Source organism: Mesorhizobium sp. CC13 (genome assembly GCF_039907765.1).
In the GTDB taxonomy this organism is placed as follows: domain Bacteria; phylum Pseudomonadota; class Alphaproteobacteria; order Rhizobiales; family Rhizobiaceae; genus Aminobacter.
On the sequence record NZ_JARDJI010000002.1, the window covers coordinates 260,974 to 283,662 of the forward strand.

Here is a 22,689-nt window from a genome sequence, read left to right on the forward strand (position 1 = left end):
TCAGGCTCCCGCCGCCAGCGTCAGCAGGCCGGCAGTGTTCAGGCGCGTCGTCAGCGACCTGTACTCGGCGATCGTCGGATGAGGCGTGTCGCCGGCGTGGTCGTGCGTGGCGGTGACGACCACGACCCTGGCGCCGGCGGCCTCGGCGGCCTGGATGCCGGCCGGCGCATCCTCGAAGACCAGGCAATCCTGTGGCTTCTGGCCGAGGCGCTGGGCGCCGAGCAGGAAGCAATCGGGGGCGGGCTTGCCGTTGGCGACGTCTTCCCCGGTGATCATCAGTCGCGGCACCGGCAGGCCGGCGGCTTCCAGCCTGCGGATGGCAAGCCGGCGCGGCGAGGAGGTGACGATCGCCCAGCGCTCGGGCGGCAGGGCGTTGAGGAACGCGGCAGCGCCTTCGATGGACACCACGCCCTCGACGTCGTCGAACTCGGCCTGCGTCAGGAACTCGACCTCGGCCATCACGTCGACGCCGGGCAGGTTCAGGTTGCGGATCGTCTCGACCGCGCGAACGCCATGGATGGTCGGCAGGAAGGCCTCCACGTCGAGGCCGTGCCGGACCGCCCAGGCGGACCAGACGCGTTCGGCGGCGGCGATCGAGCTCAGGATGGTGCCGTCCATGTCGAACATGAAGGCGCCGAAGGCGCGATCGGGGAAGGGAAGGGACATTATGAGCGTAGCCTTTCGTTTTCGGGATCCCACAAGGGCTTGTCCTCGTGGACCGTGGCACTGAAGCGCTCCCCGAAAATCTCGATTTCGATGGTAACGCCCGGCACGGCCAGATCGGCCCGCAGCATGCCCAGCGCGATCGATTTGTCCACCCTGTGGCCCCAGCCTCCTGACGTGGTCTCACCGACAATCTGGCCGTTGTGCCAGAGCGTCGACATGTAGGGCGCGTCGCACTCGCCTGGACTGTCGATCACCAGCGTGACGAAGCGCTTTTTCACGCCCTGCTGCTTTTCGCTCAGCAGCGCAGCCTTGCCGCGGAACTCCGGCTTGTCCCATTTGACGAAGCGCTCGAGCCCGCCCTGCAGGACAGTGTAGTCGGTCGAAAGATCGCCCTTCCACGCGCGATAGCCCTTTTCCAGCCGCAGCGCGTCGAGCGCGAACATGCCGAATGGTTTCAGGCCGTGCTTCTGGCCCGCGGCCCATATGGCATCGAACACGGTGACAGTGTCGGCCACCCTGGTGTGGATCTCCCAGCCGAGTTCGCCGGCGAAGGAAACGCGCACCAGCTTGGCCCAGCGCCCGGCGATGGTGGTCTCCTGATGCGTCAGCCACGGGGCCGCCAGATCGGCCTCGCAGACCTCGACCAGGATTTTCCTGGAGTGGGGGCCGGCGAGGATCTGGGTCGAGTATTCCTCTGTGCGGTCGATCAGCTTGAAGGTCGCATCGGCGGGCATGTGCGACTTCAGCCATTCGAAATCGTGCCACTGCGCGACGGCCGCCGTGATCAGCGTCATCAGGTTTTCGGCATGGCGGACAACCGACATTTCGGTGACGATGCGGCCGTGCTCATCGGCGAAGTAGCACAGCCCGATACGGCCGACCTTCGGCACCGAGCCGGTGACCTGCGTCTCAAGCCATGCGGCCGCACCCGGGCCGCCGAGGTTGAAGCGGCTGAAGCCGGGCAGGTCGAGGATGCCGGCGGCATCGCGAACGGCGAGGCACTCCTCTCGGATGCGTTTCTCCCAAGGCCCGGAGCGGGTGAAGGTCTGGGTGGATTCTTCGGAGGTGTCGTCGCCCGGCTTGGCGTACCAGGTGGCGCGCTCCCAGCCGTTGTAGGCGTTGAACTGGGCGCCGAGGGCTGCGATCCGGTCGTGGATAGGTGACAGCTTTCGGTTGCGGGCGGCAGGCCAGGCGTGCCTCGGGAAATGGATGGCGTATTCGTGGCCATAGACCTCCATGCCCTTGGAGACCGCGTAGTCGGGGGCAGAGGCGAACGAGGTAAAGCGGCGCGGGTCGCAGGACCACATGTCCCATTCGGTCTCGCCCTGCGTCACCCATTCTGCCAGAACCTTGCCGGCACCACCCGCCTGGGCGATGCCGAAGGTGAAGACGCAGGCCTCGAAGGCGTTGGGCACGCCGGGCATCGGGCCGATCAACGGATTGCCGTCGGGCGCATAGGGGATCGGGCCGTTGATGATCTTGGACAGGCCCGCCGTGCCGAGGATCGGCACGCGGCGGACGGCATCGTCGAGATACCATTCCAGCCGCTCCAGATCGTCGGGATAGAGCTGGAACGAGAAGTCGGCAGGCATCCGGTCGTCAGGCGTTGCCCAATGGGCGCGGCAGTTGCGCTCATAGGGGCCGAGATTCATGCCGTTCTTCTCCTGGCGGAGATAGTAGGAGGTGTCGACGTCGCGCAGCAGCGGCAGCTTCCGGACGGCCTCGCGCGACCAGGCAGCGAGTTCGGGGATCTCGTCGAAGAGGATGTACTGGTGGCTCATCACCATCATCGGAACGTCGCGGCCGAACATCTTGCCCACCTCGGCGGCGCGATAGCCTGCGGCGTTGACCACCTTTTCGCAGCGGATCTCGCCCTGTTCGGTCGCAACTACCCATTCGTCCTTGTCGCGACGAACTGAAATCACCGGGCAGAAGCGGACGATCCTGGCGCCCATGTCGCGCGCGCCCTTGGCCAGCGCCTGGGTCAGCTGGGCCGGGTCGATGTCGCCGTCGCTGGGATCGTAGAGCGCACCCTTGAGGTCATGCGTCTCGATGAAGGGATAGCGGCACCTGATCTCGTCGAGGCCGATGACGTCGATGTCCATGCCCTGGTAGCGGCCCATGCCCTTGGCACGCTGGAATTCCTGCATGCGCTCCTTCGTGTGGGCCAGTCGGATCGAACCGGTGACGTGATAATTCATCGGATAGTCGACCTCGGCCGCTAGCCCGCGATAGAGCTCGGTCGAATAGCGCTGCATGTTCATCAGCGACCAGGACGACGAGAAGGTCGGCACGTTGCCGGCGGCGTGCCAGGTCGAACCCGAGGTCAGCTCGTTCTTTTCGATGAGCACGCAGTCGGTCCAGCCGGCCTTGGCGAGGTGATAGAGCGAGGAAACGCCGACCGCGCCTCCGCCGATGATCACCACGCGCGCCGTGCTCGGCAACTCAGCCATGTTGTCCTCCCGATAACGCGATCAATAGACCGGCGGCGCCACGACCCAGATGACTACGGCCGGTGCCGTTCCCGGGTTCCGCCAGCGGAACGGCTTGTGGTCGAAGCGGAAGCTGTCGCCCTCATTCAGGCTGTGCCAGGTGCCGTCGATTTCGATGTCGAAGCGGCCCGAGACGACGTAGCCGGCTTCTTCCGTGGGGCGTGTCGCCGGCTCGGCCAGCTCGGCTCCCGGTGCGAAGATCGATCGGAGCATTTCGAAGCTGCCGCCGAGATCGGGCGACAGGAGTTCTTCCACCAGTCCCGAATCGCTCGTTCCCAGCGTCCGGCGCCTGCCCGAGCGGACGATGACGCCACGCTCGGCCTCAAGCGGCGCCTCATGCGCGAAGAACAGGCTGATCGGCACGCCGAACAGCTCGGCGAAAGCCCTGAGGTCACCAATCGACGGCGTCGACAGGCCGCGCTCGACCTGGCTGACCCAGCCGACCGAGCGGCCGAGCTTCAGTGCGATCTCCGCCAGCGTCAGCCCGCGCGACTTGCGCAGCGCCCGCAAATCGGCGGCGAGCAAGTCGCCGGCGACGTCAAGTTCGGTCGTGGCATTCGCCGTGGGGTTCAAGTTTGGCTGACTCGCATGAAAATTCTCATCGGAATTTCATATGAGGCCAGTTCTGTGAAATTCTCAAGGGATTTTTCATGGCCCGGCAAGTTTCGCTTGCGGGACTCCGGCCTACGGTGCAAAGGCTGGCGCACGGACGGTTGGAGGGGCGTCCGCGCAGCGATGCTATGGGGACCGCCGATGCTGGCACCGGAAAACAGACCGCAGGACAGTGACGAGACGGCGATCGTCGACGAGGCGATCGTCTCGCGACGGTCCGTGCGCGCCTTCCTGCCCACGCCAGTGGACGAGGCGGTGATCCGCGACATCCTCGATGTGGCGGCGCGCGCACCCTCGGGCACCAACATGCAGCCCTGGAAGGTCTACGTCACCACCGGCGAGATCAGGCAGCGGCTGAGCGACGCCATCCTCAATTCCGGCGTGCGCGCCGAGAAGGCCGTCTGGGACGAATACAAATATTATCCCGACCAGTTCTTCGAGCCTTATCTAGGCCGCCGTCGCGCCAACGGCTTCGGCCTCTACGGGGTGCTCGGCATCGGCCGCAGGGACGTCGACCGGATGCGCGCCCAGCACGACCGCAACTTTCTCTTCTTCGACGCGCCTGTCGGCATGATCTTCACCATCGACCGCCGGCTCAACCAGGGCTCGTGGATCGATTACGGCATGTTCCTCCAGAACATCATGATCGCGGCGCGGGCGAGGGGGTTGCATACCTGCCCGCAGGCGGCGTTCGCCCCCTACCACCGCCAGATCCGGCCGGTGCTCGGCATTCCCGACGAGGAAGTCGTCGTCTGCGGCATGGCGCTCGGGCACGAGGACACGAGCAAGCCGGAAAGCACTTTCCGGACAGACCGCGCGCCGCTCGAAGACTGGGTTCAGTTCCTGAAATAGGTCAGGCGCCCGGGCGTTTGCCGATGTAGGCGCAGCATTCCAGTTCGACCTGAGCACCCAGCGCCAGGCCATTGGCGCCGAATGCCGAGCGCGCCGGCAAGCGGTCAGGGTCGAAATAGCCGACATAGACCTTGTTGAATTCGGGCCACTTAGCCATGTCGGCCAGCATGACCGTGCATTTGAAGATGTCGGCCATGCCGAGGCCGTTCTCGGCGAGCACTGCCTTGATGTTCTCCATCGTCTGCTGTGTTTCGGCTTCCATGCCGCCGGGCACGAGTTCCAGCGTGCCGGGCCGATTGCCGAGCGCGCCCGAGAGGTAGAGCACGTCGCCGACCCGCACCGCCTGGCTGAATGGCAGCTTGAGCGCCTTGGCTTGCGCCGAATTGATGAATTCCATGGTCGCCCCTCAATGAGTCCATATTGCCCGGAACACGCCCGGCTCGCTAGTCGGGGCAGTCAAGGAATCTCCGGCGTCAGCCTCCACAAAGGCTCAAGATGGTCTCCCGCAGCCACTGGTGCGCGGCGTCGCCGTCGCGGCGCCTGTGCCAGATCTGCTCAAAGCCGAAGGCCGGAATGGCGAAAGGCGGTTCGAAGACGGATATGCCGTTGGCCTCGACCGATGGCGGCAGGATACGCCGCGCCACGGTCAGCACGAGATCGGTGCCGGCAATGAGGCCGGGTGCTGCGCCCCAGTGCGGCAGAAGCAGCGCAACACGGCGCTTATGGCCAATGGCCGCAAGCGCGGAATCGACTTCGCTCTCGACATCGGCGCGCAGAGCCACGAGGGCATGCGGACGCGTGAGGTAGGCGGCGAGATCCATGCTCGTCGTGCCACCCAACGAGGTAGAATCAGCCATGCAGGCGTATCGCTCGTCGAACAGCTGCAAGGCTCGCATTGATCGTTCAAGGGTGGGAAAGACGCCGAAGGCCAGGTCGATCTCGCCGTCCATCACCTGTGCCGTCATCGACTCGCGGCTCGACTGGCTGATCTCGAGATCGATGCCGGGTGCCTGCGTCCGCAACGCCGGCAGGAGGCGGGGGAGGATCACGGTCGCACCGTAGTCCGACATGGCGAGGCGGAAGGTGCGCCTCTCGGTCGCCGGATCGAAGCCGGCGGGTACGAGGAGGCGGCGCATGCGATCGAGTGCGTCGGCAAGCAGGGGCGCGATCTCCATGGCGCGTGCCGTTGGCTGCAAGCCGCCGCCATGTCTGACCAGCAACGGGTCGTCGAGGAGGTGGCGCAGGCGCGCAAGCGCGTGGCTGACCGCGGGTTGGCTCCGGTTGAGGCGAATGGCGGCGCGCGAGACATGCCGCTCGGCCAGGAGCGCCTCGAGGACCACGAGCAGATTGAGGTCGATGCCGGAGAGACTATTCATCCGGTGCATGTTATCGGTAAGAACTGTGAATTTCCATAAGTATGGCGGATTGCATATCTCCAGGGAGTAGATACGGAGATACTCAATGCCGCAGTCCTCATCGTTGCTGGTCGCAGCCTTGCTCGCCGGGGCTGCGGTTCCGTTCCAGGCCGGCGCCAATGCCATGCTTGGACGCCTGCTCGGCCACCCGCTCTGGGCGACGCTGGTTTCGCTCGCCATCAGCGTCGTGCTGATCGTCCCCGTCATGCTCGCGTCGAGGGTGCCGGTGCCGATGGTGGGTGCCCTGTTCAAGGGACCGTGGTGGATCTGGATCGGCGGCGTCGGCGGGGTGATCTACATCACAGCGGCACTTCTGCTTTCGCCGAAAGTCGGCGCTGCCAGCTTCATCGTGGCGGTGATCGCCGGCCAGATGGCGACGTCCCTCCTCATCGACCACTTCGGTCTGATGAATTTTGCGCAGCGGCCCGCCACGCTTGCGCGCGTCGCGGGGCTGCTCCTGATCGTCGCCGGCCTGGTGGTCACCCAATGGGCGAACTCCACCAAACCTGATCAGAATCGTTCTGGGAGCGCGATCGAAGCTGGCACGGCGGAGTAGCAAGCGCTCTCCGCGCACTTGCCTCAGACCACCTCGTAGCCGACCTCGTCGGCGGCGTGGCAGAGCATCTTCCAGAACGAGCGGGCGAAGGAGCGGAAGACGTAGAGGTCGAACCGCGCCGCCCCGCTTCGCTGGATCTGGGTGAAGATATCGTGATGAGCCGTCGATATGCCCGAGCCGATTGGGAATGCCGCCTGCTCGAAGTCTACGGCAAAGAGCTTGCCCAGCACCCACTCCGCCCTGGCGCCTTCGATGCGGATGGCGGTCCGGCCGTGTGAAAGGTCGGTGACTGTGCCGGTGCTCGACGGAACCGCACCTGCCAGCGCGGTGGCCAGTCCTTCCGAGGCGTCGGTGACGAGGAACTTTCCGGGCGCGAAGCCGAATGCCGAATGGCGTTCAGAGACCGCGCCGGCACCCGCGCCATCGGCGAGGCTGAGTTTCGTGACCGAGGCGATCGCCCCCATCAGCGTCTTTTCCTCTCCAGGCCATGCGGCGACCTGCACGATCGAACCGGGAGCGATCTCGGACAGGGTCACGCCCACGCCATCGGCAAAGTTGCCGTGCGAGCCGGGCCGGAAGGCCTGTGCGAGCGGTGAAAGCTGCTCAACCATGCATGCGCTTCCCTTCGGGGTCGAAGAAGTGGTGGCTGACGATCTCGACCGGGCCGTAGCGGTTGCGCAGCGGGTCGGAGACCTGGGCACGCTTGCCGTGGCGCGACTTGCCGGCCGAGACCAGCGCCAGCGCGATATACTTGCCGAGCGCCGGAGAGAAGCACGCGGCGGTGATGTGGCCGAGCGAGCCGTGCGGGTTTTCCGGATCGGCCTGCATGACGATGTGGGCGCCGCCGTTGAGCGGCCGGTTGTCGAGCGAAACGATCCCCACCAATTCGAGCCGTTCGGGGGCGGTGAGCCCTTCGCGGTCCATCATCGCGGAGCCGATGAACGGCTTCTTCTTGGACAGCATCCAGCCCAGATGCAGGTCGCGACCCGTTGTCCGCCCGTCGATCTCGGCGCCGGTGACATGGCCCTTCTCGATGCGCATGGTGCCGAGCGCCTCGAGCCCGTAGGGCACCATGCCGTGCGGCTTGCCGGCCTCGACCAACGCCTCCCAGACATGGATGCCGTGGCCAGCGCCGCTGTAGACCTCGAAGGCCATCTCGCCGGAGAAGGAGAGGCGGCAGATCATGACGGGCGCGCCGGCAATCTCGCCGCGGACGATGCCCATGAAGGGCAGCGTCTCGTTGTCGACCTTGGTGCCGGTGACGCAGGAGGCTAGGATCTCGCGGGCCTTGGGTCCGCCGATGGCGGCACCCGCCCACTGGTCGGTCACGGAGGTCAGGTGGACCTTCAGGTCGGGCCAGACGACGTCGAGGAAGTATTCGAGATGCTGCATGACCTTGCCGGCATTGGCTGTCGTCGTGGTCATCAGGAAGTCTTCTTCGCCCAACCGCCAGGTGGTGCCGTCGTCGAACGCGATGCCGTCTTCGCGCAGCATCAGCCCGTAGCGGGCCTTGCCGACGGGAAGGGTGGAGAAGACGTTGGTGTAGACGCGATCGAGGAACTCGGCGGCGTCCGGACCCTGCACGGCGATCTTGCCAAGGGTGGAGACGTCGACGATGCCGGCGGCGTCGCGCGTGGTTCCTGCCTCGCGGACATAAGCCTGCTCGACCGTCTCGCCGGGGTCGCCATAGATCATCGGGCGGAACCAGAGGCCGGCCGAATACATGGTCGCGCCGTTCTCGACATGCCAATCATGCATCGGCGTCAGGCGCTCCGGCTTCAGGTCGCCAAAGCGCTCGGCGGCCAGTGAGCCGACCGAAACCGGCGCGAATGGCGGGCGGAACCGCGTAGTGCCGACCTCGGGGATCGGCTTGCCGACGGCTTCGGCCATGATCGCGAGGCCCGGCACGTTGGAGCCCTTGCCCTGGTCGGTGGCCATGCCGAGCGTGGTGTAGCGCTTGAGATGCTCTACCGAGACGAAACCCTCGAGATGGGCAAGCCGCACGTCGTCGGCGGTGACGTCATGCTGGAAGTCGACGAAGGCCTTGCCCTTGGCCCGGATCTCGAACACCGGCGCGGGGCGAGGGTCGAGCGCGGCAGGCTCGACCTGTGGCAACATATCGACCTTGACCGGCGGCAGGTCGGCCGCCTTGCGGCCGGCGGCAAAGCCTTCGACTATGGCTTCGGCCGTCGAGAAGGTTCCGTTGAAGGCGCCCGCGCCGAGCCAGCCCTTGCCGGGCTCGGGCGGCAGGAAGGCCTGCAGTTCTGCGTCCCATACCGGACGCGCTCCGGCCTGGCTGGCGAGATGGATGGTCGGCGACCAGCCCCCAGACACGATCAGGCAGTCGGTCGCGACCGCGCGCGCCTCGCCCGAGATCACGCCCGAAGTTTCGTCGAAATGCGCCAGCTTGACGCCGGTGAGCTTCTTGCCGCCTTCGGTGCCGACGACGGCTCGTCCCGTCAGCAATTCGGCTCCGGCCTCTTTCGCCAGGGCGCGGCATGCATCGCTGACGTTCCGGCGCAGGTCGATCAAGGCGACGATCGCGGCACCCGCCCTGGCAAGTGATGCCGCCGCAAGATAAGCGCTGTCGTTGTTGGTCAAGACCGCAATCTTTTCGCCTGGCAGGACGCCGTACTGGTTGGCGTAGCGCATCGCCGCGCTCGCCATCATGACGCCGGGCCGGTCGTTGCCCGGAAAGACCAGCGGCCGCTCGAAGGCGCCGGCGGCGAGCACGACGCTCCCGGCGCGGATCGTCCACTGGCGGTGGCGCGGAGCGCCCTTGGCGGGCGAGGCCTCATGGTCGGAGACACGCTCCAGGGCGGCAATCGTGTTGCCGTCGTAGTAGCCCCAGACGGTGGTGCGCTTGAGCAGGCGGACGTTCTTGTGTTCCTTGAGTTCGCCGACGATATCGGTCGCCCAGGTCGCTGCAGGCTCGCCGTCGATGGTCTCGCCGGACCAGTTGGCCGAGCCGCCGAATTCAGGATCCAGTTCGGCGAGGATGACGCGCGCCCCCGATGCGGCCGCTTCGCGCGCAGCGGACAGGCCGGCGGGGCCGGAGCCGACCACCAGCACGTCGCAGAAGGCGTTCATGCGCTCGTAGCGCGACGGGTCGGGCGCATGCCCGGCGCGGCCGAGGCCGGCGGCGCGACGGATGATCTGCTCGCACATCATCCAGAAGCGGGTGCCCTTGAGCGGGCCGATCGCCGGGCCCATGAAGGTCTTGTAGTAGAAACCGGCCGAAATGAACTTGCCGCCGAGTTGATTGACCGCGCTCACGTCATAGGCGAGCGAAGGGAAACGGTTCTGGCTGACGGCGACCAGCCCGTCATAAATCTCGACCGTCGTGGCAGGCAGGTTCGGCTCGCGGACGTCACCGCGCAGCACAGTCACCAGCGCATTCGGTTCGTCGACGCCGGCGGTCAGTACGCCACGCGGGCGATGGTACTTGAAGGAGCGGCCGAACAGCATGACGCCATTGGCGAGCAGCGCCGAGGCCAGCGCGTCGCCCTGATGTCCGGTGTAGGAAATACCGTCGAAGGTGAAGCGGATGGTGCGCAGCCGGTCGATGCGGCCGCCCGAAGGTATACGGCGCGGGCTCATGCCTTGGCTCCCGGCTTGCGGCGTCCGCGGACAGGCGCGCCATGTTCGCGCGCGAATCGGACGCTTGAAATTTCGTGGGTGAGCGTATCGCGCACCACGGCGACGTGTGCCCGACAGCCGCCGGCGTGTTGCCAGACCTCGTTGTGCGCGCCGGCCGGGTTCAGCCGGTCATAGACGTAGGCGTGCCAGGCGGCCTCATCGGTCGAGGCGGGGTCCGGGCGGGTGCGGTTGCCGTCGCCCTGGTAGGCGAATTCGGAAACATCGCGCGGGCCGCAATAAGGACAGGTGATGAACATGGATCGGAACCCTAGTGCAGGCGCGGCGTCGGCCCCTGGCCCTTGTCGTCGATGACGGTGCCACGGCTGAAACGGTCGAGGGTGAAGGGTGCGGTGAGTTCGTGCGGCGCGTCCTTGGCAATCGTGTAGGCGAAGCACAGCCCCGAGGCAGGCGTGGCCTTGAAGCCGCCGTAGCACCAGCCGCAATTGAGATACATGCCGGGCAGGGGGCCGGCGGTGATGATCGGCGAGCCATCCATCGACATGTCGCAGACCCCACCCCAGGAGCGCAGCACGCGCACTGTGGCGAGAGATGGGAACACGGCCAGCATCTCGCTCATCACCTCCTCGACGATGGGCAGGTTTCCGCGCTGGGCGTAGCTGTTGTAGCCGTCGAGGTCGCCGCCATAGATCAGGCCGCCCTTGTCGGACTGACCGACGTAGAAGTGGCCCATGCCGAAGGTCAGCACGGTGTCGAGGAACGGCTTCAGCGATTCGGAGACGAAGGCCTGCAGCACGTAGCTCTCGATCGGCATGCGCTCGATGCCGGCAAGCTGCAACACGCGGCCAGTGCTGCCGGCCACCGCGACCGCCACCTTCTTCGCGCGGATCTCTCCGCGGGTGGTGGTGACGCCGACGACACGGTCGCCGTCGCGCAGGAAGCCGGTGACCTCGCAGTTCTCGATGATGTCGACGCCGCGGCGGTCGGCACCGCGCGCATACCCCCAGGCGACGGCATCGTGGCGGGCCGTGCCGGCGCGCTCCTGCATCAGCCCGCCGATGACGGGGAAGCGGGCCGATTGCGACATGTCGAGGCCGGGCACCCGGCGGGCGATCTCGGCGGGCGTCATCAGATGTGCGTCGGTGCCGAGATGGCGCATGGCGTTGCCCTTGCGGGCGAGATCGTCAAGCTGCGCAGGCGTGTGGGCAAGATTGAGCACGCCGCGCTGGGAGAACATGACGTTGTAGTTGAGGTCGTGGGAGAGGTTCTCCCACATCTTCATCGAGTGCTCGTAGAAGCGCGTGTTCTGCGGCAGCAGGTAGTTGGAGCGCACGGCGGTCGTGTTGCGCCCGACATTGCCCGAGCCGAGGTAACCTTTCTCGATCACCGCCACGTTGGTGATGCCGTGCTCCTTGGCCAGGTAATAGGCGGTGGAAAGACCATGGCCGCCTCCGCCGATGACGATCACCTCGTATGACGGCTTGGGCGCCGGCTTGCGCCAGGCCGGCTTCCAGTCGCGATTGCCCGAGAGCGCGTTTCTCAGCAGCGAAAACGCCGAATATTCCGCCATACTTAATGCCATCCTTCGATCCGTGCGCGGAGACTATAGTCGGGTTCGCGAAACGGAAGCCAATATTTCGCCATGGCCTTTCGCTAGGCCGACCTCCGCCACCGGATTTGCGGTCGACTTGCCCGCCCGGATGCCGGTCTCTATCAATGGCGCGCCCTCGCGCATTTCATCCACATAGTGAGTCGCAGACCTGACATGCTCGTTTCCGCAGCCCGGCGCGTCGCCGTTTCATTGATCCTCGTTGCATTCGCGTGCTGGATGCCGGCCGCCGCGCAGGACATCGGCAGGGCGCCCGCCGGCGTCATCGCGGATCAGCAGGAGGTCATCGCCAGCGTCACTGGCAAGGTGGACGCGCTGCAGCGCAAGCTCGACCAGAGCCAGGAAGACGATGCCGCCCTGGTCGAAATCCGTCTCCAGCTCGAACAGCTGTCGCGCGAGTTGCTGCAGAGCGGCGTTGCCTTCCGTCCCCGCCTATCCGAAATCAACGCGCGTCTCGAACAACTCGGCAAGCCGCCGGCCGAGGGACAGCCGGCAGAATCGGACGTAGTCACCAACGAGCGCAAGGCGCTGACGAACGAGAAGGCCGAGATCAATGCCGTGCTCGGCGTCGCGGAAAATCTCTCGATCCGCATCAACAAGATAGTCGGCCAGATCACGGAAATCCGGCGGGACCTGTTCCAGAGCCTGCTCACCAAGCGCTACGAGATCGATTTCGCGCTGGTGTTCGAGGTCATCGACAACTTCGAAACCGAAATGAGCGACCTCTACCGCACGGTGTCGTCCTGGATTCGCTTCGTCGTCAGCTTCAAGCTCAAGTCCATGCTGGCGGCCACCTTCCTGGCGCTGGCTGCTGCCGCGGTTATCGTCATGGGCGGCCGGCGGCTCTTCGGCCGCCTGTTCGAGCCGGATGCGAGGGTGGAGGATCCCTCCTATCTCAGCCGGCTCTCGGTCGCCTTCTGGTCGACGTTGATGCAGACCATCGCGGTGCTCGTCTTCCTCGGCGTCACCTATTTCCTCTACGATTATTTCGGCGTCCTGCGCGGCGACATCGGCGCGATGATGTCGTCGCTGTTCTATGTCATTGGCATCGTCTTCTTCGTCTCGCGCCTGGGCACGGCCGTGCTCGCGCCCAAACTGCCCAACTGGCGGCTGATCGCGGTCGAAAGCGGGGCGGCGCGCTGGCTGATGCTCCTGATCATCGCCACCGCCTTCTTCACCGGTCTGGACTACCTGCTAAGCTCCGTCTATCGCGTGCTCGGCTCTCCGATCACGCTGACGGTCGGCGAGGCGCTGGTCTCGACCGTCATCATCGGCGTGCTCGTCGTCCTCATCGGCATGGTGAAGCCGTTCGTCGACGACAACGGTCAGCCCAAGCCGTGGCCGCGGACGCTCCGCTACTTCCTCTACCTGCTCGGCGGCGTGACCATAGCCGCCGCGCTCCTTGGCTATATCGGCCTGGCGCGCTTCGTTTCGCAGCAGATCGTGGTCACCGGCGCGATCCTCGCCACCATGTATATCGGCTTCCTGTCGTCGCGGGCGATCAACGAGGAAGACGCCTTCGCCAAGACCACGGTAGGCCGCCGGATCCAGAGGCTGTTCAAGCTCGACGAGACCACGCTCGACCAGCTCGGCCTCGTGACCAGCATCGTCATCAACCTGATCGTCATCGTCATCGGCGTGCCGCTGATCCTGTTCCAGTGGGGATTTCAGCCGGGGGACATGACGACCTGGCTCTACAAGGTGGGCGCAGGCTTCCAGATCGGCACGTTCACCTTCTCGCCGGTCGGCATCCTGTCGGGCATCGTCGTCTTCGCCATCGGCTACTTCCTGACGCGCTGGTTCCAGGGCTGGCTCGACGGCTCGGTCATGGCCCGCGGCAAGGTCGACGCCGGCGTGCGCAATTCGATCCGGGTGGCCGTGGGCTATGCGGGCTTCGCCATTGCCGCACTGATCGCGATTTCTTCGGCCGGTCTCGATCTTTCCAACCTGGCCCTGGTTGCCGGTGCGCTTTCCCTCGGCATCGGTTTCGGCCTGCAGAACGTGGTGTCGAACTTCGTCTCGGGCCTTATCCTGCTCGCGGAGCGACCCTTCAAGGTCGGCGACTGGATCGTCGCCGGCCAGGTCTCGGGCACGGTCAAGAAGATCAGCGTGCGCGCCACCGAGATCGAGACCTTCCAGCGCCAGTCGGTGATCCTGCCCAATTCGGAACTGATCAACGGCGCGGTCGGCAACTGGACCCATCGCAACAAGCTCGGACGCATCGACATCAAGGTCGGCGTTGCCTACGACTCCGACGTCAAGCGCGCGCACGAGATCATGCTCGACGTGGTGCGTTCGCACCCGATGGTGCTGAAGAACCCCGAGCCTTTCGTGCTCTTCGCCAATTTCGGCACGGCCGCGCTGGAGTTCGAGGTTCGCTTCTTCCTGGCCGATGTGCTTGCCAGCAACACCGTCCAGAACGACATCCGCTTCGCCATCCTCGAGACCTTCGCGCGCGAACACATTCATATCCCCTCGACACCGCGCGCCCAGGATCCCAAGCCTTCCGAAAAATGGCCTGCCGACGACGAGCAGGCGGAAGCCCAGGTCGCCCAGGAGGAAGAGGCTCGCAGCAAACGGGCGGCGGCAGTGGCTTCGGAACGCAAGCCCGGGCGGCGGCGGAAACCCGATCCGGAATAGGGCGGAGGAGGGAGGGCCTTGCCAAATTGTGGCATGAACAAGGCATTCAGTTGCCGTTCAGCTTCGAACTCATATAAGCTCATCCGCAAAGGCGAAAATGCCTAGCGAAGATGAACCAGAGGCGGTGGAAACACCGATGATGAAATGAATAGGTTTCTTGTCGCCGCAGGCGCGCTTTTCCTGGCCATGTCGGGTGCGGCGCATGCCGCGAGCGCTGTAAACCTGGACTCCGAGCCGCGCACGCTGATCGTGACGGAAGGCGGCTCCAAGTCTGAGCTGGCGCTTGCCGCCGGCGAGACGGTGGAGTTCTGCCCGAGCGGCTGTTTCGTGACCATGCCCAATGGCGACCGCGAGGCGCTGACGGGCTCCGAAACGGTCGAGATCTCCGGCGGCGTCGCCCGCATCAAGTAGGTTCGCATCCCGCCAATTCGACGAAGGGCCGGCATTTGTCCGGCCCTTTCCATTTGCGGCCGTTCAATCCGATCCGGACAGGTCCCGCCGCCGAGGTCGCGCGCCGTTTTCGCAATGTCGCAAACAGGCTGCAATCGCCCGACACTGCCCTATAGTGTGCGCGCAATATCATCTCGGAGTCGTGGGAAATGGCAGAGTTTCCGAAAAGGGCGAAGGTCGTCATCGTCGGGCTTGGCGGTATCGTGGGCGCATCCATTGCCCATCACCTGATCGAGCGTGGCTGGGACGACATCGTCGGCATCGACAAATCGGGCGTGCCCACCGACATCGGCTCGACGGCGCATGCCTCGGACTTCTGCTACACGACCAGCCATGACTACCTGTCCGTCTGGACGACGCAGTATTCCATCGATTTCTACGAGAAGATGGGCCACTACGCCCGCATCGGCGGGCTCGAGGTTGCCCGCACCGGCGACGACACCTGGATGGAAGAGATCAAGCGCAAGCTTTCCTCCGCCAAGGCGTTCGGCACGCGCGCGCACTATGTCTCGCCGTCCGAGATCAAGGCGATGTTCCCGCTGATCGAGGAAGATCAGGTGATGGGCGGGATGTTCGATCCCGACGCCGGCCTTGTCATTCCGCGCTCGCAGACGGTCGCCGGCAAGCTGGTCGATGCCGCTGAAAAATCCGGCAAGCTGCAGGTGTTCGGCAACACGCCGGCGACCTCGCTGATCGTCGAGGCTGGGCGCATCAAGGGCGTCGTCACCCATCGCGGCACCATCATGGCCGACCACGTCGTCGTCTGCGCCGGCATCTGGGGCCGCCTGATCGCCGAGATGGTGGGCGAGGACCTGCCGGTCATGCCGGTCGACCACCCGCTGACGTTCTTCGGCCCGTACAGCGAGTTCGAAGGCACCGGCAAGGAAATCGGCTTCCCGCTGCTGCGCGACCAGGGCAACTCCGCCTATATGCGCGACACCGGCGATCCCAAGACCACCGAGGGCGGCCAGATCGAGTGGGGGTACTACGAGACCACCAATCCGCGCCTCTGCCACCCGCGCGAGATCCTCGAAAAGCACGAGGCGCGCCTGTCGCCGTCGCAGCGCGACCTCGACATGGAACAGATCATGGCACCGCTGGAGCGCGCCATGGAACTGACGCCGATCCTCGGCGAGATCGGCTACAACGAAAGCCACTCCTTCAACGGCCTGCTGCAGGTGTCGGCCGCCGGCGGCCCTTCCTGCGGCGAGAGCCAGAAGGTGCGTGGTCTCTGGTACTGCGTCGCCATCTGGGTGAAGGACGGTCCCGGCTACGGCAAGCTGATCGCCGACTGGATGACCGACGGCCGCACCGAGATCGACCACAATTCGATCGACTACGCCCGCTTCTATCCGCACCAGCTGGAAGAGAAGTTCATCGAGGGCCGCACCTTCGAGGCCGCCCAGAAGATCTATTTCCCGGCCGTCCACACCCGCGAGCCCTATGCCACCGGGCGCAACATCAAGCGCTCACCCTTCTACGAGCGCGAGGTCGAGCTCGGCGGCCACTTCATGGAGCTCGGCGGCTGGGAGCGCGCGCATGGCTACAAGGCCAACGAGCATCTCCTGGAGAAGTACGGCAACCGTGTGCCGGTGCGCGAGAACGAGTGGGACAGCCGCCACTTCTGGCGCGTTTCCAATGCCGAGCACCTAGCGATGAGCGACGATTGCGGCATCGTCAACCTCAGCCACTTCCACATGGTCGACATCGAAGGCCCCGACCATGTCGAGCTGCTGGAATGGCTGTGCGCCGCCAAGATCGGCGGCGAGGGCAACATCGGCAAGGGCATCTACACCCACTTCCTCGACGACGAGGGCATGGTGCGCGCCGACTTCACCGTCTTCCGCATGGCCGACCGCTGCCGCCTCGTGAACGGCGCCGACGCCGGCCCGCGCGATTTCCACTACATGAAGCGCGTTGCCGAGGATCGCGGCCTTGACGTCACGATCACCGACACCTCTGAAAAATTCATCACCATCGGCATCTGGGGTCCGAACGCCCGCGAAAACCTGAAGAAGGTGGTGGCGGACCCGGCCGGTCTCGATCAGGAGAATTTCGCCTTCGCTGCGATCAAGCAGATCGAAATCGCCGGCAAGAACGTCACCGCGTTCCGCATCTCCTATGTTGGCGAGCAGGGCTGGGAACTGCACATGAAGTACGAGGACGGGCTTGCCGTCTGGGATGCGCTGCGCTCGACCGGCGTCATGGCCTTCGGCGTCGAGACCTACGCCAATTCGCGCCGCATGGAAAAGAGCCTGCGCCTGCAGAACGCCGACCTGCTCACCCAATACAACCTCATCGAGGCCGACCTTGCCCGTCCGAAGGTCAAGGATGCCGACTTCCGCGGCAAGGCCAAGCACCTGGAGTACAAGGCGCGCGACCACCAGCCTGCCATGCTCTGCACGCTCGTCATGACCGAGAACACCGACAGGAACGGCATCAAGCGCTATCCGGTCGGCACGCTGCCGGTCATGGATCCGGAAACCGGCAAGGTGCTGGTCGACGAACTCGGCCGCCGCTCCTACACCACCTCTATCGCCTTCGGCCCGACCATCGGCAAGAACATCGCGCTCGCCTATCTCCCGCATGCCTATGCCCAGGAAGGCCGCAAGCTGAATGTCGAGTATTTTGCCGAGACCTATCCGGTCGAGGTGGTCGGCATCGGCTACAAGCCGCTCTACGATCCGGAGAACCTCAAGCCTCGAAGCTGAGGGTGGGGCGGGGCAAGCTGTAAAGGCCCGGCTCCGCAAGAGCCAAGTCCACACTTCGCAAAAATGTGAATGAAAAGCCCGGGATTTCGCCCGGGCTTTTCTTTTGAAGCCACCGATTCTCGCTTACCCTCAGGAAATGTCTGCTGTGGCTCAAGCTCTTGTCGCAGGCAGTGCCGCGATGGCGCTGGTGCTTGGGTTGGCGCCGCAATCCGCTGGCGCCGAACAGGTTGACGTCGAACTGGTCCTGGCGGTCGACGTCTCGCTCTCCATGTCTCCGGACGAACTCGAGATCCAGCGCCACGGCTACGCTGCGGCCCTTACCCATGAACGGGTGCTGGAGGCAATCGCCGAGGGTGCCTACGGCAAGATCGCGGTCACCTATGTCGAATGGGCCGGGTCGACTTCCCAGGTCGTCATCGTGCCGTGGACGGTCATTGCCAACCGCGCGGATGCCGAGCGGGTGGTGCAGCAGCTTACCGCCAAGCCACCCAACAGCGCCCGGCGCACGTCGATCTCGAGCGCGCTCGAATTCGGCAGCGACCTTTTCGCCGAAAGCGCGTTCCGCAGCGCCAAGCGGGTGATCGACATCTCGGGAGACGGTCCCAACAACCAGGGCCCGCCGGTCGACATCATCCGCGACGGCGTGGTGGCCCAGGGCATCACCATCAACGGGTTGCCGCTGATGACCAATGGCGGCTTCGGCAGTGCCTACGATGTCGAGGATCTCGACCGTTACTACGCCGACTGCGTGATCGGCGGGCCGGGCGCGTTCATGATTCCGGTCAATGACTGGAACCAGTTCCCCGAAGCCGTTCGCCGCAAGCTCGTGCTGGAGTTGGCCGGCCCGGATTCGCCTCAGCGGGCGGCCGAGGAGGCGGCCAACCCGCCCGTGCTGCTGGCTCAGGCGCAGCCCAAGTTCGACTGCCTCATCGGCGAGAAGCTCTGGCGCGACCGGTCGTGGCTCTGGGACAGCAGATGACGAACCCGGTCGGGGGATCCTGCTAGGCGGCGATGAGCTGCTTGCGGTCGATCCGTTCCTGCTGGGGCGAGCGCGCGTAGAGTTCCCGATAGCATTTCGAGAAGTGCGACGCCGAGACGAAGCCGCAGGCGACGGCCACTTCGACGACCGGCATCGACGACTGGATCAGCAGGTGGCGGGCGCGGTCGAGCCTGATCTCCAGATAGTAGCGGGCGGGAGAGCGGCCCATCTCGGTGCGGAACAGGCGTTCGATCTGCCGCCGCGACAGGCCGACATGATCGGCGATCTCGATCAGCGACAGAGGCTCGGACAGATTTGCCTCCATCAGTTCGATGATGGTGAGCACCTTGGAGTTCTGCACGCCGAGCCGCGCCCTGAGCGGCAGGCGCTGGCGGTCGGTCGGGCTGCGCACGCGGTCGGTCAGCACCTGTTCGCACACCCGGTTGACCAGGTTGTCGTCGAAATCGTCGCCGATCAGCTTGAGCATCATGTCGAGTGCTGCGGTACCGCCGGCGCAGGTGTAGATGTTCTGGTCCACCTCGAAGAGGTCGGCGTAGACATTGGCCTTGGGGAAGGCCTCGGAGAAGCCCGGCAGGTTCTCCCAGTGGATGGCGCAGCGTTTGTTGGAGAGCAGACCCGCATTGGCGAGCACGTAGGCCCCCGTGCAGAGCCCGCCCACGGCGACGCCGCGGTTGTACTCCTCGCGCAGCCAGGCGAAGACCGACCTGTTGCTGTAGGTCTCGACATTGATGCCGGTGCAGACGATGACCATGGACGGGCGCTCCGGCCCGGACATCTTCCTGCGCTCCTCCTCGAGCGAGGAGGTGACCGCGCATTCCACGCCGTTGGAGGCGCGCACGCCCTTGCCGTCGATGCTCGCGAGCCGCCATTTGTAGGCTTCGTAGCCGAGCATGCGGTTGGCGATGCGCAGCGGATCGAGAGCCGTCGCGAAGGCGACCATGGTGAAGTCGGGGACGAGGAAGAACACAAGCGATCTTTTGATCGGATGTTTGATGGCGTTCAAGGAACCCTCACGCTGACCTGAAACGGCGCGAACCTGATGTCGCGAATAGCATAGCGACAACAGCAAATTCCCTTGCTGTCAATGGGTTTGAAGCTGTCGCTAAAATTAAATCTGCGACATGGCCGCAGCGAGCCGGTCGGGGCTATGAGATGTGGGCGTTTGTATGGCCGCCGCCCAATAAAACAAACCGCCGCTCCGGACTGTCCGGAGGGCGGTCAAGTATCTCGGCCCGCGGGAGTGACGGACCGGATCGGTCAGCCGACCAGCATGCCGAGCCGATTGGCAGCCAGTGCCGCGGTCTGGCCGGGCATCGTGCGCGCGAGGCGGTCCCTCTCGATCGCGGTGGACAGGGCGGCTTGGCGGCGGCGGCCGAAAAGGCGGGCGAACATCTTCATGACAGATCTCCATGCATCAGGCTGATACGGGTGCCTTCGCGCTCTGGAGTGGGGCAACTCGTTTGACGAGGCGGATATAGTGGTTGTCTGCAGCGCGGAATGCAGCGAATGCGAAACGCTTCATCTCAAAAGCGACGCCGGATTGCGACGTGCGCTGCCTGCGACCGTCGCGGAGTGCTGTCCGCTACCACAGGAGGCCCGAAGCCCGCTTCTGCAGGCATTTGCCGCCCATCATGGACGGTTCCCCACGGTGCGCTCAGGCATCACGGAAGGGGCAGGTCGGTTCCATCTGCGACAGCTCCCTTCCAGTTGCGTCAGGCCAGTTCTCCGCTGCGACCGCGGCGATAGCCGGTGCGGGGATCGGCGACCTCCGGCCAGCCGATGTCCTTCTGCAGTTCGAGCGGCAGCGAGCGGATCGAGCGTTCGGTCAGGTAGCGGGCACGGGTTGCGTTGAACTCTGCGGCGAGGCGCCCGATGGTCGAGAGAATGGACATTGCGGCTTCCTTTCCTGCTGAGCCGGGTCAAGGCCGGCTTGAGGTGCTCGCCCGGTGGGCACCGCTGGTTTCGAACCGTCTTGCGCAATCCGCGCCTACGTTTCCGAGCGTTTCAAAGCGGCTGTTGGGCTTGCTTTGACGGTGTTGACTATCGCTCGCCGATGAGGTTCAATCAAACGAAATGAAATGATGGCTTCGATCAGAAATATTGAAGGACGAGTTCATGAACGCGCCACTCAATCACCCGCTGCCCTTGCTCGACCTGGATGTGCTCCGCACCTTTGTGGCGATCGCCGAGACTGGCAGCTTCACCACGGCCGCGAACGCCGTGTTCCGCACGCCTTCGGCCGTCTCGATGCAGATCAAGAAGCTCGAGGACATCCTCGGCCGCTCCGTCTTCGCGCGTGACGCCCGCTCGGTGTCGCTCACCACGGATGGCGAGATGCTGCTTGGCTATGCGCGCCGCCTGCTGGCGATCAACCGCGAGGCAGTGTCGAAGTTCATCATTCCCGACATCGTCGGCGTGGTGAGGCTGGGCTCGCCCGACGATTTTGGCGAACGCGTGCTGCCGCATGTGCTCAAGCGCTTCGCGCAGACGCATCCGGCGATCGCCGTCGACGTCGTCATCGATCAAAGCAGCAATCTCAGGCGCCGCATGGACGATCGCGCGCTCGACATCACGCTTTTGACCAATTCTTGCAAGGCGGTGGCTGCCGGCAGCGAAGTGCTCCTGACCGAGCCGATCGTCTGGGCCGGCGCCAAGGGCGGCTGCGCCCACATGCGCGAGCCGCTGCCCGTGTCGCTGTGGGAGGAGGGCTGCGCGTGGCGGGCAGGGGCGCTCGAGGCGCTGGGCCGGGAGGGCCGCAATTATCGCGTCGCCTATATGAGCGCGCATACGGCCGGCCAGCGGTCGGCGATCCTCTCCGACCTGGCGGTCGCACCATTGCCCAAGTCCTTCCTCGGCGAGGAACTGGTCGAACTGGGTCCCAAGGACGGCATGCCCGAGATCGGCAACTACAGCCTGGCGATGATCGTGGCGCCCGAAGCAAGTGCCCCGGTCAAGGCGGCGGCCGATCACATCCGCGCAGCCTTCGAGGCGTTCAACCTGACCGGCAAATTCTAGGCAACCGTCGGGGCGCAGCGGGCGCTCAGCCTAGAGGGCTATCGCTTCGACACCCTGCAAGGCGATGATCCTCGTCCTGGAACAGCGTTCGCGGATCGCCTTCAGTCGACCGTACTCCGGCGAATCGTACCAGCGCATCAGCGAATCCATGTCCGGGAACTCGACGATGACGAGGCGGTGCGGCTGCCAATCGCCTTCAAGGACCTTGGTCGTCCCGCCGCGCCCGAGATATCTTCCGCCGTAGCGTTGTTCAGTGGCGGGGACTTCGCGCTTGTATTCCTCGAAAGCTGCGGCGTCGGTGACGTCGACGTCGGCGATGAGATAGGCAGCCATGGCAGCGCCTCCCTTGTGAACGCGAGGCCGATGAGGGTAGCCGATTTCGATGCCGATATGAACGGCGCGGCTGGGCTCAGCGCCGCATCGAACCCGACATCCAGCGGAAAACCTTGGCCATGAGCGACGGCGGTGGGTTCCAGTCCAGGTCGCGCTGGATCTCAGGTGGCAGTGCATTCATGATGTGGGCCGTCCGGCGTGCGCGGCGAGCCTGATTGTAGCCGGCGCGTATGCGGCCGATTTCGTCGAAGATTGGCATCTCGGCCCCGTCCAATGCAGGAATCCGGAAAGGCGTGGGCTACGCCGGCTTGAGCGAGGCGAGCAGGCGCCGGTCGGTTGCGGCGGACCGGCCGGCGCCGTGACGGCGAAGCGGCAGCATGCGGACCTTTTCGGCGAAGGTCATGCGCAGCGCGCTTTCCGCCGGTCGAACGCAATGACATTCGATGCAGGAGCCAGCGGGCCTACCGGCCAGCCGAGTTCGGCCTGAATGTCGAGCGGCAGCCCGTCCATCAGCATGGCCACGCGGCCATATTTGTGGACCTGGCCGGCGACACCGGTGCCGTGAGCAGTGCGTCCGTCGATCCAGCCGAGCTCGATCTGCAACTCACGCGGCAGGCGGTTCATCATCGCCTCGATACGGCCGTCGCGGCGCGCATGCCGAAGCACGGCTCCAAACTGGTGGAACTCACCGATGATGGACATGGGCTTCTCCCGGGTTGAGGGTCGGCGACGCGACGCAAG

General features: G+C 65.1%; 22 protein-coding genes. 7 read left to right on the top strand and 15 right to left on the bottom strand.

Annotated features, from left to right (window positions below):
- Genes PV773_RS04325 through PV773_RS04335 form a run of 3 tightly spaced genes read right to left on the bottom strand, consistent with a single transcriptional unit; the run spans position 1 to position 3,683 of the window.
- Positions 1–666 (bottom strand): HAD family hydrolase, encoded by a 666-nt coding sequence (locus PV773_RS04325; protein WP_347965157.1) that lies wholly within the window; start codon positions 664–666, stop codon positions 1–3.
- Entirely contained in the window at positions 666–3,119 is a 2,454-nt protein-coding gene (locus PV773_RS04330) for an FAD-dependent oxidoreductase (protein ID WP_347965158.1), read from the bottom strand. Before PV773_RS04330 ends, PV773_RS04325 begins: the two co-directional genes overlap by 1 nt.
- 21 nt (positions 3,120–3,140) lie before the next feature.
- Complete coding sequence (locus tag PV773_RS04335; protein ID WP_347965424.1) at positions 3,141–3,683, bottom strand: XRE family transcriptional regulator; 543 nt, start codon at positions 3,681–3,683, stop codon at positions 3,141–3,143.
- A 228-nt stretch (positions 3,684–3,911) separates the two neighbouring features.
- On the opposite strand from PV773_RS04335, the gene PV773_RS04340 reads away from it, so the two are divergent.
- Positions 3,912–4,622, top strand: a complete 711-nt coding sequence (locus tag PV773_RS04340) for a nitroreductase (protein WP_347965159.1) — start codon at positions 3,912–3,914, stop codon at positions 4,620–4,622.
- A gap of 1 nt (position 4,623) precedes the next feature.
- Here the strand turns inward: PV773_RS04340 and PV773_RS04345 are convergent, their stop codons facing one another.
- Both PV773_RS04345 and PV773_RS04350 read right to left on the bottom strand, forming a co-directional pair.
- Complete coding sequence (locus tag PV773_RS04345; protein ID WP_347965160.1) at positions 4,624–5,019, bottom strand: RidA family protein; 396 nt, start codon at positions 5,017–5,019, stop codon at positions 4,624–4,626.
- Positions 5,020–5,095: 76 nt separating this feature from the next.
- Positions 5,096–6,163, bottom strand: coding sequence for a LysR family transcriptional regulator (locus PV773_RS04350; RefSeq protein WP_347965161.1), 1,068 nt, complete (start codon positions 6,161–6,163; stop codon positions 5,096–5,098).
- On the opposite strand from PV773_RS04350, the gene PV773_RS04355 reads away from it, so the two are divergent.
- A complete protein-coding gene (locus tag PV773_RS04355; protein ID WP_347965162.1) occupies positions 6,162–6,593 on the top strand; it encodes a DMT family transporter in 432 nt (143 codons plus the stop codon). The two genes, PV773_RS04350 and PV773_RS04355, sit on opposite strands and share 2 nt — an antisense overlap.
- A 23-nt stretch (positions 6,594–6,616) precedes the next feature.
- Here PV773_RS04355 and soxG read toward each other — a convergent pair whose 3' ends face one another.
- From soxG to PV773_RS04375, 4 genes are read right to left on the bottom strand one after another with little or no spacing between them, the layout of a single operon-like run.
- The gene (gene soxG / locus PV773_RS04360; protein ID WP_347965163.1) at positions 6,617–7,204 is read right to left on the bottom strand and encodes a sarcosine oxidase subunit gamma family protein; all 588 of its coding nucleotides are present in this window, start codon (positions 7,202–7,204) and stop codon (positions 6,617–6,619) included.
- Entirely contained in the window at positions 7,197–10,193 is a 2,997-nt protein-coding gene (locus tag PV773_RS04365; protein WP_347965164.1) for a sarcosine oxidase subunit alpha family protein, read from the bottom strand. The genes soxG and PV773_RS04365 overlap by 8 nt, the downstream gene beginning before the upstream one ends.
- On the bottom strand, positions 10,190–10,489 hold the full coding sequence (locus PV773_RS04370; RefSeq protein ID WP_347965165.1) for a sarcosine oxidase subunit delta family protein: 300 nt from the start codon (positions 10,487–10,489) through the stop codon (positions 10,190–10,192). The genes PV773_RS04365 and PV773_RS04370 overlap by 4 nt, the downstream gene beginning before the upstream one ends.
- Positions 10,490–10,500: 11 nt before the next feature.
- The gene (locus PV773_RS04375) at positions 10,501–11,760 is read right to left on the bottom strand and encodes a sarcosine oxidase subunit beta family protein (protein WP_347965166.1); all 1,260 of its coding nucleotides are present in this window, start codon (positions 11,758–11,760) and stop codon (positions 10,501–10,503) included.
- A gap of 195 nt (positions 11,761–11,955) precedes the next feature.
- Between PV773_RS04375 and PV773_RS04380 the strand changes: the two genes are divergently transcribed.
- From PV773_RS04380 to PV773_RS04395, 4 genes are all read left to right on the top strand, one after another.
- Positions 11,956–14,439 (top strand): mechanosensitive ion channel family protein, encoded by a 2,484-nt coding sequence (locus tag PV773_RS04380; RefSeq protein ID WP_347965167.1) that lies wholly within the window; start codon positions 11,956–11,958, stop codon positions 14,437–14,439.
- 144 nt (positions 14,440–14,583) lie between these two features.
- Positions 14,584–14,850 (top strand): hypothetical protein, encoded by a 267-nt coding sequence (locus PV773_RS04385; protein ID WP_340038910.1) that lies wholly within the window; start codon positions 14,584–14,586, stop codon positions 14,848–14,850.
- A gap of 188 nt (positions 14,851–15,038) precedes the next feature.
- On the top strand, positions 15,039–17,600 hold the full coding sequence (locus tag PV773_RS04390) for an FAD-dependent oxidoreductase (RefSeq protein ID WP_347965168.1): 2,562 nt from the start codon (positions 15,039–15,041) through the stop codon (positions 17,598–17,600).
- Positions 17,601–17,736: 136 nt separating this feature from the next.
- A complete protein-coding gene (locus PV773_RS04395) occupies positions 17,737–18,579 on the top strand; it encodes a DUF1194 domain-containing protein (protein ID WP_347965169.1) in 843 nt (280 codons plus the stop codon).
- 22 nt (positions 18,580–18,601) lie between these two features.
- Here the strand turns inward: PV773_RS04395 and PV773_RS04400 are convergent, their stop codons facing one another.
- The 3 genes from PV773_RS04400 to PV773_RS04410 all read right to left on the bottom strand — a co-directional run bounded on the left by PV773_RS04400 (position 18,602) and on the right by PV773_RS04410 (position 20,492).
- Positions 18,602–19,540, bottom strand: coding sequence for a GlxA family transcriptional regulator (locus tag PV773_RS04400; RefSeq protein WP_347965425.1), 939 nt, complete (start codon positions 19,538–19,540; stop codon positions 18,602–18,604).
- Positions 19,541–19,857: 317 nt separating this feature from the next.
- Complete coding sequence (locus PV773_RS04405) at positions 19,858–19,998, bottom strand: hypothetical protein (RefSeq protein ID WP_347965170.1); 141 nt, start codon at positions 19,996–19,998, stop codon at positions 19,858–19,860.
- Between the two features lie 314 nt (positions 19,999–20,312).
- A complete protein-coding gene (locus tag PV773_RS04410; protein ID WP_347965171.1) occupies positions 20,313–20,492 on the bottom strand; it encodes a hypothetical protein in 180 nt (59 codons plus the stop codon).
- A gap of 223 nt (positions 20,493–20,715) precedes the next feature.
- On the opposite strand from PV773_RS04410, the gene PV773_RS04415 reads away from it, so the two are divergent.
- Positions 20,716–21,615, top strand: a complete 900-nt coding sequence (locus PV773_RS04415) for a LysR substrate-binding domain-containing protein (protein WP_347965172.1) — start codon at positions 20,716–20,718, stop codon at positions 21,613–21,615.
- Between the two features lie 30 nt (positions 21,616–21,645).
- Here PV773_RS04415 and PV773_RS04420 read toward each other — a convergent pair whose 3' ends face one another.
- From PV773_RS04420 to PV773_RS04430, 3 genes are all read right to left on the bottom strand, one after another.
- Complete coding sequence (locus tag PV773_RS04420) at positions 21,646–21,948, bottom strand: DUF1330 domain-containing protein (RefSeq protein ID WP_347965173.1); 303 nt, start codon at positions 21,946–21,948, stop codon at positions 21,646–21,648.
- 76 nt (positions 21,949–22,024) lie between these two features.
- A complete protein-coding gene (locus tag PV773_RS04425; RefSeq protein ID WP_347965174.1) occupies positions 22,025–22,207 on the bottom strand; it encodes a hypothetical protein in 183 nt (60 codons plus the stop codon).
- 140 nt (positions 22,208–22,347) lie between these two features.
- Positions 22,348–22,650: a hypothetical protein gene (locus tag PV773_RS04430; RefSeq protein ID WP_347965175.1), complete on the bottom strand. Its 303-nt coding sequence runs from the start codon at positions 22,648–22,650 to the stop codon at positions 22,348–22,350.
- Positions 22,651–22,689: the final 39 nt, after the last annotated feature.